The following is a 14,013-nucleotide window of genomic DNA, read 5'->3' on the forward strand; positions in this document are numbered from 1 at the left end:
AGCAGGATGTGCTCACGAGTCTGCGGCATCGGGCCGTCAGTCGCTGCTACTACCAGGATCGCGCCGTCCATCTGGGCTGCACCGGTGATCATGTTTTTAACGTAGTCGGCGTGACCCGGGCAGTCTACGTGTGCGTAGTGACGGGTAGCGGTGTCGTATTCTACGTGGGAGGTGTTGATGGTGATACCACGCTCACGCTCTTCCGGTGCCTTGTCGATCTGGTCGAAGGCGAAAGCTTTACCACCGAAGTGCTTGGCCAGCACGTTGGTGATAGCTGCAGTCAGGGTGGTTTTACCGTGGTCAACGTGGCCGATGGTACCCACGTTAACGTGCGGTTTATTACGCTCAAATTTTTCTTTAGACATGATCGTCCCTCTAAACTAACGCTGAGTACGCGGTGGCAAGCTAACCACAGAACAGTTTATATGATGGATTTGAATCTGGTGGGAAAGAGAGAGGTACTGATGGCTGGTTCGCTTGCCGAACTCACCCTAGGGTGCGGCTCTGCTAACGCCTGAGCCATATCAGCATCTTGGAGCGGGCAGCGGGAATCGAACCCGCATCATCAGCTTGGAAGGCTGAGGTAATAGCCATTATACGATGCCCGCATTTCTCTAACCCAAAGAACTCAAACCGCAGAGAAATATGGTGGAGGGAGAAGGATTCGAACCTTCGAAGGCAGAGCCGTCAGATTTACAGTCTGATCCCTTTGGCCGCTCGGGAACCCCTCCAGACGCCAGATTGTCACAACGGTAATTCTGCTTGCACCCGTTGTGTTTATCGCTTTTGCACGGCAAATAGACGACAGACAGTCAAGCGTCGCGCATTTTATTGTAAGGTTTTGGGGGATGCAACCATTGAACCCGGCAAAATATGCTTTATTGCTGGGAAGTTTGCAAAAAAGCGGGGGCAAACAAGCCAATCCTGCTGCGTCCCTTGTCGCTCCCCCACCCTTGGTGTATGGTCGCCGTGCCCAAGAAACAGTGATGACACCATGACGACAGAGCATAACCCCTATCTGCAATTCACCCGCGAACAATGGGCGTTATTGCGCGATTCGGTCCCCCTGACCCTGACCGAACACGATCTGCAGACCCTGCGCGGGATCAACGAGAAGGTGTCATTGCGGGAAGTGGAAGAGATCTATCTGCCTCTCTCCCGCCTGCTCAATCTCTATGTCAAAGCCAAACAGCGTCGCAGCCGGGTGCTGGAGCAGTTTCTCGGCCAGTCCCGCGGCAAGGGCACCTATATTATCAGCATTGCCGGCAGCGTGGCGGGGGGCAAAAGCACCACGGCCCGTATTCTGCAGGCCCTGTTGGAGCGCTGGCCGGAACATCCGCGGGTGGAGCTGGTCACCACCGACGGCTTCCTCTATCCCAACAAGGTACTGGAAGAGCGCGGCCTGATGCGCCGCAAGGGGTTCCCGGAATCCTACGACATCCGCCATCTGGTGGAATTTGTCGCCAACATCCGCGCTGGTCACGAGAAGGTCGAAGCGCCGGTTTACTCCCACCTTATCTACGACATCATTCCCGATGAGAAGAAGGTGGTGGAGCAGCCGGACATTCTGATCCTGGAAGGGCTCAATGTGCTGCAAAGCGGCATGGATTATCCTCAGGAGCCCCATCGGGTCTTCGTGTCGGACTTCGTCGACTTCTCCATCTATGTGGATGCCGATGCCGAACTGCTGCGCACCTGGTATATCGAACGCTTCCTGAAATTCCGCAGCGGCGCCTTCTCGGATCCCGACTCCTACTTCCATAACTACGCCAAGCTGGCGGAGAGTGAGGCGACCCAGATCGCCAGCAACATCTGGCAAGACATCAACTATCTGAATTTGCAAGAAAATATCCTGCCAACTCGTGAGCGAGCCAACCTGATCATGACCAAGGGCCATGAGCACGCCATCGAACAGATCAAGCTGCGCAAATGATGACTACAGTTGCCGGATAACGAAGAGGGGGCCCGCGGGCCCCCTCTTCTTGTTTGGTATCATGAGCGGCCTTGCTGACCCTCAGTCGCCCCGGCGCAGGGAGAGTTCACCACCCAGATAGAACTTGGTGCCCTCCTCCGTATCCAGTCGCAGGGCGCCGCGATCGTCGATGCCACGAGCGATGCCGCGGATCTCCTGATCTCCCATCAGCAGGCGCACCGGGCGACTGGCAAAGTGATCGAGCCGGTTCCACTCATCGACAAAGCTTGCCAGCCCCTGCTGCTCAAAGGTATGCAACGCCCGCTGCAGATGGACGATCATCCGGGCCGCCAACTGATTGCGATCGACCAGCTCGGGATTGATGTGGCGCAGCTCGGCCCAGGCCTGATCAATCTTCTCACCTTCGCGGGCAGGCATCGCCAGATTGAGACCGATGCCGATCACCAGATGACAGCTGGCCCCGGCACTGCCACTCATCTCCACCAGTATTCCCGCCAACTTGCGGCCCTGATAGTAGAGGTCGTTCGGCCACTTGAGCTCAACACCTTGATAACCAAGGCTCTCCAGCGCTTCAACCACTGCCACGCCGACCGCCAGACTCAGCCCCATGGCCGCCGCCATGCCTTGTTCGAGTCGCCAGTACATGCTGAGGATCAGCTGGCAACCAAACGGCGAAATCCAGGGTTTGCCACGACGACCGCGCCCGGCTGTCTGACACTCGGCCAGACAGCTCTCGCCAGAGCGCAGCTCATTGACCCGATCCAGCAGGTGTTGATTGGTCGAGCCAATGACCGGAAAACAGTGCACCGGTGCCATCGGGGCCAGTGCCTGCAAGGTAGCCTGATCATAGAGCGCCATCGGCACCGCCAACCGGTAGCCCTTGCCGGTCAGGCTAAAGAGATCCAACCCCAGCTCCTTGAGCGCCGCCATGTGTTTGCTCACCGCCGCCCGGCTGATGCCGAGCTGCTCACCCAGCTGTTCGCCGGAGTGAAACTGGCCGTCGCTAAGCAGGGTGATCAGGGTCTGTCTGATGGGAGTCAACGTCATGAGAGCACCTCGTCGAGCCAGGTTTCACCATGCGCACCCATAAAGCGCACCTCGTGCTCCAGCACCACGCCAAACGTCTGCTCCACGCTGTCGCGGACATGAGCCGCCAGCGCGATCAGCTCCATGGCACTGGCGCCCCCCAGATTGACCAGCACCAGCGCCTGCTCCTGATGAACAGCGGCACGGCCAATGGCGAAACCTTTCAAACCGCACTGATCGATGAGCCAGCCCGCCGCCAGCTTGGCCTGCCCTTCTCCAGCCGGATAGCAGGGCATCTGCGGATAGCGCGCCTTGAGATTCTCCGCCAGCGCGGCAGGCACCACCGGATTCTTGAAGAAGCTGCCCGCATTGCCGAGCACCGCAGGATCCGGCAGCTTGGCCATGCGGGTGGCACAGACGGTATCGAAGATGGCCTGCGCCGAAGGCGCGTCACCGAGCGCAGCCAGTGGGCCATAGCCCTGCACCGGTTGCCACGCCTTGGGCAGTTTGAGCCCGACGGCGGTGATCAGGTGGGAATCCTGATACTCGTGTTTGAAGATGCTGTCGCGATAACCGAAGCGGCACTCTGCCGCCGCGATCCGTTCAATCTCGCCACTCTGCCAGTTGAACGCCTCGACATAGGCGCAGAAGTCGGCCAGCTCAACGCCATAGGCACCGATGTTCTGCACCGGCGCGGCACCGACCGTACCGGGAATGAGCGCCAGATTCTCTAGCCCGAACCAGCCCTGTTGCAAGGTATGGCGCACCAGCTGATGCCAATCTTCACCGGCCGCCACATGGAGCAACCAGTGATCGCCACCATCTTCAGCGGTAATCCCCTTGAGCCGGTTGAGCACCACCAGACCGAGAAAATCGGTGGTGAAGAGCATATTGCTGCCGCCGCCCAGATTGAGGCGAGGCAACTGGTTGAGTTGTGGATCAGCACGCAGGGTCGCCAGATCGGCAACCTGCTCCACCTCGGCCAGCCAGAGGCAATACGCATCGAGGGCAAGGGTGTTGAGCTTCAACAAGGAGGCGTTGGCATTCAGTTTCATCGGTCTATCCCGGCTTGGTGCAAGGGCGCAGTCTACCTCAAGTTGCCCCATGACGAAAAACCCGAGCCCTTTTCGGGGGAATAGCAGTGGTTTAGAGTAGGCGACTTCAACTGCTGAGGAATAACTCATGAACAACCAGTTTGCCGTCATCGGCCTGGGCCTGTTTGGCAGCGCGCTGTGCGAAGAGCTGCAACGGCAAGATGCCGAAGTACTGGCCATCGATATCGACGAGAGCAAGACCCGGCAAATCGCCGCCCTCTGCAATCACGTTATCGTGGCGGATGCCACCGATGAGGCCACCGTGGCCGAGCTGGGACTGGCCAATTTCGATATCGTCTTCGTTGCCATCGGTGACAACCTGGAGACCAGCATCCTCACCACCCTCGTCTTGAAAGAGGCAGGTGTGAAGAAGGTGTGGGTCAAGGCGCGCGACAAGTTCCACGCCAAGATCCTGCAGAAAGTGGGCGCCGACAAGGTGATCAACCCGGAGTGGGACATGGGCCGCCGGGTCGCCCAGAGCATGCTGGACAACCGGCTGTTCGACTATCTGGAGCTGGGTCACGACATGGTGCTGACCGAGTTCGTGATTGGCCTGCAACAGAACGGCCGGGAACTAGGCGACTTCCACCTGCTGCAACAGAGCGATTTCCAGCTGCTCGCCATCAAGCGTGGTGATGTGCTGCACAACGTACTAACCGGCAAAATGGAGCTGCAACTGGGCGACATCCTGATCCTGGCGGGCAACAAGCACGCCATCGACCACTGGCTCGAAACCCTATGATCAACTGGCGCAGCAGCTACGCCTTCGCCCTCCATCGGGAGCAGGACTCTCGCTGGAGCGAAGCCCGGCTGATCCTCGGTAGCTTTCTGATCATTCTGCTGATTGGCACCATCTTTCTGGTGCAACCCTCCAGCCACAATGGCGAGGTCACCTTCGTCAACGCCCTGTTTACCGCCACTTCGGCCATCAGCGTGACAGGTCTTGGCGTGGTGGATACCGGCACCGCCTTCACCCTGCAGGGGCAGATTTTCCTGCTGATGCTGATGGAGATCGGCGGTCTGGGCCAGATGACCATGACCCTGCTGCTGATCGCCATCTTCAGCAAGCGGGTCGGTCTGCGCCAACAGGTACTGGCCAAGGAGGCGCTGGGACAGGAGGGCTCGGTCAACATCATTCAGCTGGTCAAACGGATCGTGCTGTTCGCCTTTATCGCCCAATTGATCGGTACCGGCATCATGGCGATCCGCTGGGTGCCCGAGATGGGTTGGGTGCACGGCCTCTATGTCAGCTTCTTCCACGCGGTATCAGCCTTCAACAACGCCGGGTTTTCGCTGTTTGCCAACAACCTCATGGACTACAGGGACGACCCCATCATCAGCCTGACCATCGCCGGCCTGCTGATCCTCGGGGGGATCGGCTTTACCGTCATCGTCGATCTGGTGCGCAACCGCCGCTGGCGCAAGCTGAAGCTGCACAGCAAGCTGATGCTGCTGATGACCCCGGCGCTGCTGCTGGCCGGTACCCTGATGTTCTGGCTACTGGAACACAACAACCCCGGCACCCTCGGTAAGGCCGGTATCGGTGGCCAGCTGCTGGCGGCCTTCTTCCAGTCTGCCAGCGCCCGTACCGCCGGTTTCAATACCATAGATATCGGGCTGATGACCCCGGCGGCGTTGCTGTTCCTGATGATGCTGATGTTTATCGGTGCCGGTGCCACCTCAACCGGTGGTGGTATCAAAGTCACCACCTTCGCAGTCGTGCTGCTGGCGACCAAGGCATTTCTGACCAAACGGCCCCATGTCACCGCTTTTGGCCGCACCCTGTCGCCCCAGATCGTGACCCGATCGCTGGCCATCATCATCGTCAGCACCATGGTGCTGATGCTGGCGATGTTCCTGCTGATGGTGACCGAGGATCTGCCGTTCGACAAAATCATGTTCGAGACCATCTCGGCATTTGCCACCGTCGGCCTCTCCACCGGCATCACCGCCTCCCTGAGCGAGCCGGGCAAGCTGATCCTGGTGCTGGTGATGATCTGCGGCCGTCTCGGCCCCCTGACCCTGGCCTTTATGCTGGCCCGCCCGGTCGAGACCCGCATCCGCTATCCGGAAGAGAACGTCTATACCGGCTGACCAGCCATGAACACGGGGCAGCCACTGGCTGCCCCGTTTTTTTATTCGGCTTGTTGCTGCGCCTTGAGCCAGCGCCCCGGGCTCACCCCCAGCTCCCGCTCGAATGCCCGACCAAAGGCAACACTGCTGCTATACCCCGCCCCCAACGCCACCTGCACTATGGGCTCCCCCGCCAGCAGTTGCTGGCAGGCGCGCGCCATGCGCCAGCGGGTCAGATAACCAAGCGGCGCTTGACCGACCCGCTCCTGAAACCTCGCGGCAAAGCGGGCCCGCGACATGCCGGCCTCCCGCGCCAGCGTGGCCACCGTCCAGGGTTCATCCCCACGCTGATGCATCACCGAGATCGCCTTGGCCAACTGGGGATCGGAAATGCCTGCCAACATCCCCTGCTGACACACCCCTTGCTCGACCAGATGACGCAGCAGCAGGATCAACAGTATCTCCAGCAAGCGGGAGATCAGCGGATCCTGCCCGTAGCGGGGGTGAAACGCTTCGTCAAACAGCTGACTCAGCACCGGTGTCAGGACAGGCAACTCACGTAGCGGCAGCACCAGCGAGCCCGGTAATGCCAGTTGCAACGGCGATGCGCCCCCCTTGCCGAATGCGACATTGGCACATACCAGATCGCAACCCCCCAACGTTCTGGGTTCAAGCTTGTGAGGACGTCCCCGAGGGAACAGGATCAGGGTCGGCTCCTCGAGCAGCAAGCTGGCTCCCCCCTCTTCACGCAGCATGACGGCACCGCTGCGCAGCAGATGAAGATGTCCGCCACTCGGATAATCATCACTGGAGGAGTTCTGGCACAGGTTGCCGGCGAAGAAGATCTTGGCTTCGGGGGAGGCATGAACCAACAGGGCAGAGAGCGGATCCATATTTGAGACGAATGGTATTTATTTGCAGACGATGAGTGATAAACCGTATCACGAATGACGGCACACTGTCTCCCGTACCTTCACTACCACAGGAGAAGATCATGAGCCGTATCCAACCAGTATCCCAACCGCAACCCGCAGCCGCCCAGACCCTGACCACCCTGCGCCGCAATCTGGGCATGGTGCCCAACCTCTACGCCACCCTGGCCCACTCGCCAGCCCTGCTCAATGGCTTTCTGGCCTTTGCCGAGGCGCTTGGCAAGGGGCGCCTCACTGCCCCACAACGGGAGTTGCTGGCACTGGCCATAGGTCAAGCCAACGCCTGCCAATACTGTTTGTCTGCCCACACACTACTGGCGGGCAAGGCCGGATTCTCGGCCCAGGAGATCCGGGCTGCCCGGCTCGGCCAGGCCTCGGCTCCCCTTGATCACGCCCTGCTGCAACTGGCAACGGCGCTGGTCAGTCAGCGCGGAGTGATCAGTGACGAGCAGCTTGCTAGCGCCCGGGCCGCAGGCGTAGATGACGAGCTGCTGCTGGAGGTGCTCGGCCAGGTGGTCGTCAATACCCTGACCAACTATGGCAACCACCTGGCAGCGACCGAGATCGACTTCCCGCCCGTCACTCTGACCCCTTAAACAAGGAGCCCCCCATGCAGCAACATGACAAAGGCTTTCTGGTCGCCCTGGCGGGCGTGGTATTGACCCTGCTCTGGATCGGCGTCTTCAAGTTTACCCCGACAGAGGCAGCCGCCATCAAACCACTGGTAGCCAGCCACCCCTTGATGAGCTGGCTCTATGGCCCCCTGTCGGAACAGAGCGTATCGAACCTGATCGGGGTGGTCGAGATAGTGATCGCCATCGGGCTGGTCGTGGGTCTGTGGCAACCCCGCATCGGTTACTGGTGCAGCATGGGGGCTATCGTCACCTTCCTGGCGACGCTGAGCTTCCTGCTGACCCTGACAGGTGTCTGGAAAGTGGTTGATGGCGTGCCAGTCACCGAGTTCTTCCTGTTCAAGGATCTGGTGTTTCTCGGTGTGGTTCTGCACTACCAGCACAGGATCCGTGCCAGCTTGCCCACTCAGGCAGCCTGACAACAATGCCTTTGGCGCCCAGGATGGGCGCCTTTTTTCGTTATGCAGCCCCGGTCTGGCGCTTGCTGGCCGTCTTGCGCGGTCGGGGCCCGCCAGTCGTGCTGGCCGCCGGACTCTTGCGCCTGGTAAAACGCCGCTTGCCGGCACCCGGCGCCTCCTTGGGTAGGGCGCTGAAGCTGGCGCCGGAGTCCTGCCGCGCCCCTTCAATCAGGCCGTTGAGCTGCTCGGTGAGCGGCCCCATGAACTGCTGGTAGCTGCCGTGGCGCTCGGCGATCTGGCCGAGGCTCTGCTCCCACAGCGCCGTCATATCCGGCGTGGTGGCAGTAGCAGGCAGCGCCTGCACCAGCGCCCGCCCGGTCGGGGTCGCCTTGATGCTCTTGCCCTGACGCACCAGAAAGCGACGCTTGAACAGCAGGTCGATAATGCCCGCCCGGGTCGCTTCTGTGCCGAGACCATCGGTGTCGCGCAGGGTCTTGCGGATCTCGGGATCCTGCACATAGCGGGCGATGCCGGTCATGGCCGCCAGCAGGGTGGCATCGGTGAACGACTTGGGCGGCTGGGTCATTTTCTCCTGCAGTTCGCCCCGCTCGCAGAGCAGTTGCTCTCCCTCTTTCAGGGCAGGCAACGTGCCCGCTTTCTCTTCGTCGTCATCCTCTTCCACCCCGAGCAGTGCCTTCCAGCCTGCCTTGAGAATGCGCCGCGCCTTGGCCTGAAACAGACCACCGGCGATGCGCAGCAGCACCTTGCTGTCGTTGTATTCGAACGGGGGATAGAACTGCAGCAGATACTGGCGGGCAATCAGGCCATAGAGCTTCGCCTCGTCGGCCCCCAGCGTGGCGGGGTTGCCCTGCTTCTCGGTGGGGATGATGGCGTGGTGGGCATCCACCTTGCTGTCGTTCCACGCCTTGCTGCGGATCTTGCCGTCTGCCTCGCTCACCGCCTTGGCCAACGCAGGCGCTGTGGCGGCGATGGCACCGCGCACCTGTTCGGCCCGCTTGAAGTGGTCGGTCGGCAGATAGCGGCTATCGGAGCGCGGGTAGGTGATGAGCTTGTGGCGCTCGTAGAGGCTCTGGCAGATGTCGAGCACCCGCTTGGCATCCATGCCGAAGCGCTTGGCGGCATCGATCTGCAGGCTGGAGAGGTTGTAGGGCAGCGGCGCCGCCTGCTTGCGGGCCTGCTCCTCCACCGATTCGACCTGTGCAGGCTGGCCGTTGATCCGGCTCACCACCTTGTCGGCCAGCGCCCGGTTGAGCACCCGCCCCTCCTCATCCTGCCACGGCAGACAGGCTTCCGATGGCAGCCACTTGGCGGTGAAACGCTCGTTGCTATCGGTCAACAGATGGGCCAGCACCTCGTAGAAGGGTTTGGGCACGAAGGCCTCGATCTCGAGATCCCGCCGCACCACCAGCCCCAGCAGCGGGGTCTGCACCCGACCAACCGAGAGCAGCTCGCTGCAACCTGCCTTGCGCCCGAGCAAGGTATAGGCGCGGGTCATGTTGATGCCGTAGAGCCAGTCGGCCCGACTGCGGGCCAGCGCCGAGACCGCCAGCGGCACGAACTCCTTGTTGTCCCGCAGCTTCTCGAGGGCACGGCGCACCGCAGGCGGGTTGAGATCGCTGATGAGGCAGCGCTGCACCGGCTTGGTTTTCGGGTAGCCGAGAAAGTCGATCACCTCGTCCACCAGCAACTGCCCTTCCCGGTCCGGGTCACCGGCGTTGACCACGCAGTCCGCCTGCTTGATCAGCCGCTTGATGACGGTGAGCTGGGTTTTGGTCTTGGGTTTGGCCACCAGCTGCCACTGGGCGGGGATGATGGGGAGATGCTCCATCCGCCACTGCTTGAAGGCGGCGTCATAGGCATCGGGCTCGGCCTGCTCCAGCAGATGGCCGATACACCAGGTGACCACATCCCCTTGGGCTGTTTCGATAAAACCGTCGCCCTTCTTGTGGGGCTTGGGCAGGGCATCGGCAATGGCGCGGCCCAGCGTGGGCTTCTCGGCGATAAAGAGTCGCATCGGTGGCTACCTGCAATACTGTATATGCAGACAGTATACAACTGCCACCGCGAAAGCCCAACTGCCCCTACTCGTCGAACGGGTGATCGTGGATGGCGGCAAACAGCCGCGCCTGATTGAGCAGCGGCGCATAGTGGAAGGCATTTTCGCCATCTTCTGCCAGCAGGTAGTCGGTCAGCTGTTCGCGCACCGCCTCTTGCAGGGTCTCCAGCTTCCACGGCTTGGCGAGGTAGTAGTGCAACCCGCCGCGATTGACCGCTTCGACGGTGGCCTCCAGCCCCGCTTGTCCGGTCAGCAGCAATTTGCGGCTGGCGCGGGTGGTGGCACGCGCCTCATCGACACTCTCGGCGGCTTCCAGTTCGAAGTGGGAACGGAACGGGGCGAGATCATGGATCACCGCATCCAGCACCTCACGCTCATCGTCCACACACAGGATCAGATAGTGTTTGTTCATTGCTCCTCCTTGGCGACATGGTTTGGCACGCCGCGCGATTGATGCTGGCGACGGCTCAGGCCGCATGCTCCTTGTTGTGATGAGGTTCGCCCCCGTAACCGGCCTGCCCCATGCCGTCCAGCGGCAGACAGACCCGCATCCGGGTGTAACGGCCCGGTTCGGAGGCCACCTCGATCCGGCCGTGGTGCTGCTGAACTATCTGCAGCGAAACGCTCAGACCAATCCCGAGGCCGAAATGTCCCTCCCGCTTGGTGGTGAAGTTGAGATCGAAGATCCGCTGCCACAGCTCGGGCTCGATGCCGCAACCGCTATCCTCTATCTCCACCATGACCCACTCGGGATCCAGCAATCCGGTACGGATGGTGAGTCGCCCCGGGCCGCTCATAGCATCCAGACTGTTGGCGATCAGGTTGGTCCACACCTGTTGCAGGGCGATGGGGTGACAGCGCACCAGCGGCAACGGCTGGTACTCCTTGCAGAGCTCATGATGCTTGAGGCGGTTTTCGAAAATCATCAGGGTATCTTCCAGCCCCTCGTGCAGGTCCACCAGCGAGGGTTCGAGCCGATCCTGACGGGCATACTGCTTGAGGCTCTTGACCAGATCGCCGATGCGACGGGCACACACCTCGATATTGCGCAGGAAGCTGCCGGTCTGCTGGAACAGCTCCAGCCGGGAGAGCAGCGCCTCCCGCTCGTCGGCAGTGCGGCTGGCAAACCAGCGCTGCCAGTTCAGCTCGTCATCCAGATTCATCTGCACCGCCAGCCGCGCCTGCTGGCGATCACCAAAGCGCCCCTCCGCCAGCCGGGTCTTGTCACGGATCTCGCTGGTCGAGACCGGCTGTGAGGAGAGCGCCTGACAGAGGGTCTGGTTGCCCAGCCCCTTGATGGTTGCTGGCAGCTCGAGATTGACCAGATCGGGGATGGCGGCCCGCAGGGTCTCGCTGCCACGGATAATGGCCGCCACCGGGTTGTTCAGCTCGTGGGCGACACCGGCCACCAGTTGACCCAGCATCGCCATTTTTTCGCTCTCCACCAGCTGGGCGTGAGCGGCATCGAGTGAGTTGAGGGTCTGTTGCAGCCGCATCTCGGTGCGGATGCTGTTTTGCAGACGGCGGTTGAAGTGGCGCAGCAGCAGGTTGGTAAAGGAGGGGAGCAGTTCGCTGCGCGCCTGCATCACCCGAGAGAATTGCAGCTTGTCGAGCTTGATCACCTCGGCACCGGTCAGAGTCACGCCGGTGGTGAAGGCGGGTTCGCCGGTCACGAAGGACATCCCCCCCACCAGCGAGCCGGTGCGGTAGTGCACCACCTCCTGATCGATCCCCTGCTCGTCCCGCTTGCGCAGCACCACCTCCCCCTTGGCGATAAACCAGAGGAAGCTGTTGGGCTCCCCCTCGCGAGTCAGCACATGGCCCGGACTGTAGTGGCGGCAGACCCGCTCCTCGTCATTGCCCTCGAAAAACTGGTAGAGGCCGTCGATCACCACCCGGGAGAGTTCTTCATCGCTGCAGTGGGTGTAATCCATAAAGCCCTGCCGATAGGCAGCCAACTGACGATCGACGTGGGCTCGCAGCAGCTTCTGGTTGTCGAGCACGGCGGCATAGCTCAGCAGGTCCGCCTCGGGACGCTGCAATACAAAGTGGCTGGCCTGCTCGATCACCGCCCGACGCAGGCTGCCATCGCGCCAGGGGCGTTGCAGGTAGTAGTCGAGACGACCGAGGTTTACCGCCTCGATGATCGATTTCATCTCCGGCTGGCTGCCCAGCAGGATCTTGCGGCACGCCTCGTGACGGCTGCCGAGACGGATCAGAAAATCGGCCCCTCGCCCATCCCCCAGCTCGCTGTCACACACCACCACGGCGGGTGGCTGCTCCTTGCGATCCAGCTCGTCCAAGGCCAGCTCCGCCGACCCCTGACCGACCACCACCACCAACGCGAAATGGCCGAGCAGCGGAGCCAACTCCTGTTCGAATTCGGCCAGCAGTTGCACGTTGGCGGCGACACACAGCAGTGAGAAAGGGCTCATCAGCGACACTCCGTTGAGGCTCACTGCTCACTATATCAACGAATCTTGTGGGGTTTTGCGAGGGGGCTAACAGCTGTCGCGGAAAGTGCACAAATAGATTAAACAGAAAACAACTGAATTTAATTCGACAATTAAATCAATAACAAAACAAAAGACAGAATGTGACAACAATCAAAAATATAAACCATGATGGAGGTCAACGCCTTATCCCTGTCATTACTACTACTATTGGACTAGTACTATGTAGGTAATTATTGACCGTAGGAAAACGCCGCCATGATTGGAAAACTGATAAGAAAAACCTGGTTCTGGCTCCTGCTGCTCGGGGCCCTGCTGGGTGTCGCGGCACTGGGTGTCACCGTGACCGTGCTGCACAAGACCAGCTCCACCGAATTCTGCGTCTCCTGCCACTCCATGCAGACTCCGCTCGCCGAGTATCAGGGCAGTGTCCACTTCCAGAACACCAAGGGGATCCGCGCCGAGTGCGCCGACTGCCACATCCCGGGCGACCCCACCTCCTACCTGTGGACCAAGATCCGCGCAGTGAAGGATATCTATCACGAGGCGATCGGCACGCTCGACACCCCGGAAAAGTATGAAGCCCACAAGCTGCGGATGGCCCAATCCGTCTGGGACGAGCTGAAAGCCAACGACTCCGCCACCTGCCGCAGCTGCCACAGCTATGAGGCGATGGACATTCTGGCCCAGCGCCCCAATGCCCGCGCCGAGCACCCGGTCGCCATCAAGGAGGGTCAGACCTGTATCGACTGCCACCGCGGTGTCGCCCACATCATGCCTGACATGAGCGGCCTGGCTGCCGCCGGTGCCAGCGAGCTGGCGCAGGCTGCGGCCCAGACCCCGGCCAACGTCACCACCCGTTACGCCATCGCTACCACCCCGCTGTTCCTCGATGCTGCCGCCAAGACCGACGAAGGCACCCTGATGCCCTCCACCAAGGTGGAAGTGCTGGCCAACGAAAACGGCCGCGCCAAGGTGCAGATCGAAGGCTGGCAACAGGATGGTGTGAGCGAAGTGTTCTACGCCGCACCGGGCAAACGGATCCTCAGCGTACTGGTCGGCGATGCCGCCAAGAAAGCACTGGTCACCGGCCAGAGCGAAACCGACAGCGCCACCAACCTCACCTGGCATCAGGTCAAGCTGACCGCCTGGGTCGACCAAAGCCAGCTCATCGGCGATCAGGGCAAGCTGTGGCAATACGCCTCCACCCTGATGTCCAACAACTGTACCGGCTGCCACGGCCTCACCGCGCTGGATCACTTCAATGCCAACCAGTGGATCGGCGTCATCAAGGGGATGGAATCTCGTACCTCCCTGACCCCGGAACAGGCTCGCATGTTGACCCAGTATGTCCAGAAACACGCCAGTGACATGAGCGCGGCCCACTAAGGCTGG

At 61.0% G+C, this 14,013-nt stretch carries 13 protein-coding genes and 2 tRNA genes; 6 read left to right on the top strand and 9 right to left on the bottom strand.

What is annotated here, in order from left to right; all coding sequences use genetic code 11:
* From G5380_RS13140 to G5380_RS13150, 3 genes are all read right to left on the bottom strand, one after another.
* A partial coding sequence (locus G5380_RS13140; protein WP_421352800.1) for a GTP-binding protein occupies positions 1–365 on the bottom strand: 365 nt, incomplete at its 3' end.
* A 168-nt stretch (positions 366–533) separates the two neighbouring features.
* A tRNA-Gly gene (locus G5380_RS13145) sits at positions 534–608 on the bottom strand.
* A gap of 38 nt (positions 609–646) precedes the next feature.
* Positions 647–731 (bottom strand) — tRNA-Tyr (locus G5380_RS13150).
* 263 nt (positions 732–994) lie between these two features.
* Between G5380_RS13150 and coaA the strand changes: the two genes are divergently transcribed.
* Positions 995–1,933: a type I pantothenate kinase gene (coaA, locus tag G5380_RS13155; RefSeq protein ID WP_005339877.1), complete on the top strand. Its 939-nt coding sequence runs from the start codon at positions 995–997 to the stop codon at positions 1,931–1,933.
* An 81-nt stretch (positions 1,934–2,014) separates the two neighbouring features.
* Here coaA and birA read toward each other — a convergent pair whose 3' ends face one another.
* On the bottom strand, positions 2,015–2,980 hold the full coding sequence (gene birA / locus G5380_RS13160; RefSeq protein WP_421209070.1) for a bifunctional biotin--[acetyl-CoA-carboxylase] ligase/biotin operon repressor BirA: 966 nt from the start codon (positions 2,978–2,980) through the stop codon (positions 2,015–2,017).
* Positions 2,977–4,014, bottom strand: coding sequence for a UDP-N-acetylmuramate dehydrogenase (gene murB / locus G5380_RS13165; RefSeq protein WP_158110830.1), 1,038 nt, complete (start codon positions 4,012–4,014; stop codon positions 2,977–2,979). The genes birA and murB overlap by 4 nt, the downstream gene beginning before the upstream one ends.
* A 127-nt stretch (positions 4,015–4,141) precedes the next feature.
* On the opposite strand from murB, the gene G5380_RS13170 reads away from it, so the two are divergent.
* On the top strand, positions 4,142–4,795 hold the full coding sequence (locus G5380_RS13170) for a potassium channel family protein (RefSeq protein ID WP_005339863.1): 654 nt from the start codon (positions 4,142–4,144) through the stop codon (positions 4,793–4,795).
* Complete coding sequence (locus G5380_RS13175) at positions 4,792–6,147, top strand: TrkH family potassium uptake protein (protein WP_005356363.1); 1,356 nt, start codon at positions 4,792–4,794, stop codon at positions 6,145–6,147. Before G5380_RS13170 ends, G5380_RS13175 begins: the two co-directional genes overlap by 4 nt.
* A 41-nt stretch (positions 6,148–6,188) precedes the next feature.
* On the opposite strand, the gene G5380_RS13180 is transcribed toward G5380_RS13175, so the two are convergent.
* Complete coding sequence (locus G5380_RS13180) at positions 6,189–7,019, bottom strand: cupin domain-containing protein (protein ID WP_421352801.1); 831 nt, start codon at positions 7,017–7,019, stop codon at positions 6,189–6,191.
* Positions 7,020–7,120: 101 nt separating this feature from the next.
* On the opposite strand from G5380_RS13180, the gene G5380_RS13185 reads away from it, so the two are divergent.
* Together G5380_RS13185 and G5380_RS13190 are read left to right on the top strand one after the other, a co-directional pair.
* Positions 7,121–7,654 (top strand): carboxymuconolactone decarboxylase family protein, encoded by a 534-nt coding sequence (locus tag G5380_RS13185; RefSeq protein ID WP_064338932.1) that lies wholly within the window; start codon positions 7,121–7,123, stop codon positions 7,652–7,654.
* Positions 7,655–7,668: 14 nt separating this feature from the next.
* Entirely contained in the window at positions 7,669–8,109 is a 441-nt protein-coding gene (locus G5380_RS13190; protein WP_307895705.1) for a DUF417 family protein, read from the top strand.
* 40 nt (positions 8,110–8,149) lie between these two features.
* Here G5380_RS13190 and G5380_RS13195 read toward each other — a convergent pair whose 3' ends face one another.
* The 3 genes from G5380_RS13195 to G5380_RS13205 all read right to left on the bottom strand — a co-directional run bounded on the left by G5380_RS13195 (position 8,150) and on the right by G5380_RS13205 (position 12,600).
* The gene (locus G5380_RS13195; RefSeq protein WP_421209072.1) at positions 8,150–10,123 is read right to left on the bottom strand and encodes a DNA topoisomerase III; all 1,974 of its coding nucleotides are present in this window, start codon (positions 10,121–10,123) and stop codon (positions 8,150–8,152) included.
* A 67-nt stretch (positions 10,124–10,190) separates the two neighbouring features.
* Positions 10,191–10,577 (bottom strand): response regulator, encoded by a 387-nt coding sequence (locus tag G5380_RS13200; protein WP_421352802.1) that lies wholly within the window; start codon positions 10,575–10,577, stop codon positions 10,191–10,193.
* Between the two features lie 55 nt (positions 10,578–10,632).
* Positions 10,633–12,600, bottom strand: coding sequence for an ATP-binding protein (locus G5380_RS13205; RefSeq protein ID WP_421352803.1), 1,968 nt, complete (start codon positions 12,598–12,600; stop codon positions 10,633–10,635).
* 276 nt (positions 12,601–12,876) lie between these two features.
* Between G5380_RS13205 and G5380_RS13210 the strand changes: the two genes are divergently transcribed.
* On the top strand, positions 12,877–14,007 hold the full coding sequence (locus G5380_RS13210; protein WP_005339847.1) for a NapC/NirT family cytochrome c: 1,131 nt from the start codon (positions 12,877–12,879) through the stop codon (positions 14,005–14,007).
* The last annotated feature ends 6 nt before the right edge of the window (positions 14,008–14,013 follow it).

The organism is Aeromonas sp. 604443, from assembly GCF_049170315.1.
Classification (GTDB): Bacteria; Pseudomonadota; Gammaproteobacteria; order Enterobacterales; family Aeromonadaceae; genus Aeromonas; species Aeromonas veronii_A.

What these genes read in the sequence shown, in the direction of transcription:
- coaA (WP_005339877.1), top strand. Translation starts at nt 995, where the DNA reads ATGACGACAGAGCATAACCCCTATCTGCAATTCACCCGCGAACAATGG.
- birA (WP_421209070.1), bottom strand. Translation starts at nt 2,980, where the DNA reads ATGACGTTGACTCCCATCAGACAGACCCTGATCACCCTGCTTAGCGAC.
- murB (WP_158110830.1), bottom strand. Translation starts at nt 4,014, where the DNA reads ATGAAACTGAATGCCAACGCCTCCTTGTTGAAGCTCAACACCCTTGCC.
- G5380_RS13170 (WP_005339863.1), top strand. Translation starts at nt 4,142, where the DNA reads ATGAACAACCAGTTTGCCGTCATCGGCCTGGGCCTGTTTGGCAGCGCG.
- G5380_RS13175 (WP_005356363.1), top strand. Translation starts at nt 4,792, where the DNA reads ATGATCAACTGGCGCAGCAGCTACGCCTTCGCCCTCCATCGGGAGCAG.
- G5380_RS13180 (WP_421352801.1), bottom strand. Translation starts at nt 7,019, where the DNA reads ATGGATCCGCTCTCTGCCCTGTTGGTTCATGCCTCCCCCGAAGCCAAG.
- G5380_RS13185 (WP_064338932.1), top strand. Translation starts at nt 7,121, where the DNA reads ATGAGCCGTATCCAACCAGTATCCCAACCGCAACCCGCAGCCGCCCAG.
- G5380_RS13190 (WP_307895705.1), top strand. Translation starts at nt 7,669, where the DNA reads ATGCAGCAACATGACAAAGGCTTTCTGGTCGCCCTGGCGGGCGTGGTA.
- G5380_RS13195 (WP_421209072.1), bottom strand. Translation starts at nt 10,123, where the DNA reads ATGCGACTCTTTATCGCCGAGAAGCCCACGCTGGGCCGCGCCATTGCC.
- G5380_RS13200 (WP_421352802.1), bottom strand. Translation starts at nt 10,577, where the DNA reads ATGAACAAACACTATCTGATCCTGTGTGTGGACGATGAGCGTGAGGTG.
- G5380_RS13205 (WP_421352803.1), bottom strand. Translation starts at nt 12,600, where the DNA reads ATGAGCCCTTTCTCACTGCTGTGTGTCGCCGCCAACGTGCAACTGCTG.
- G5380_RS13210 (WP_005339847.1), top strand. Translation starts at nt 12,877, where the DNA reads ATGATTGGAAAACTGATAAGAAAAACCTGGTTCTGGCTCCTGCTGCTC.